1 protein-coding gene is annotated in these 350 nt (G+C 60.3%); it reads left to right on the top strand.

The annotated features are described in order from the left end of the window. Nucleotides 1-350: efflux RND transporter permease subunit (locus E7681_RS18700; RefSeq protein WP_136340771.1), on the top strand; the 350-nt coding region annotated here is incomplete at both ends.

Raw genomic sequence — 350 nt, 5'->3', positions numbered from 1 at the left:
TGGCACGCAGCTTACGGAAATCCGGCGCGGCGATCTGGCTTGGGATCTGGAAGTGCGGCTGCCCGACAATGATCGCGCTGCTCGCGCCGACCTAAATGCCTTCGAAATTGCCCTGCCCGATGGAGGGACCGTGCCGTTATCCAGCATCGTTACCATCGACGAGGCACGCGGATGGGGAGGCGTCACGCGACGTAATGGCCTGCGAACGCTGACTGTCGCGGCCGACGTAGACGGTCGCATCGGCAATGCTGACGCTATCACCGCTCAACTGGCTGAGGGTTTTCTCCCTGATTTGGTGACTACAACCCCTGGTCTCGACTTCGAAGTTGGTGGACAAGCGGCAAATTCAG

Origin of the sequence: Thalassobius vesicularis (assembly GCF_004799325.1) — a bacterium.
In the GTDB taxonomy this organism is placed as follows: Bacteria; Pseudomonadota; Alphaproteobacteria; order Rhodobacterales; family Rhodobacteraceae; genus Thalassobius; species Thalassobius vesicularis.
Note: the sequence above shows the minus strand (reverse complement) of the source record. Positions and strands in the feature narration are given on the sequence as shown.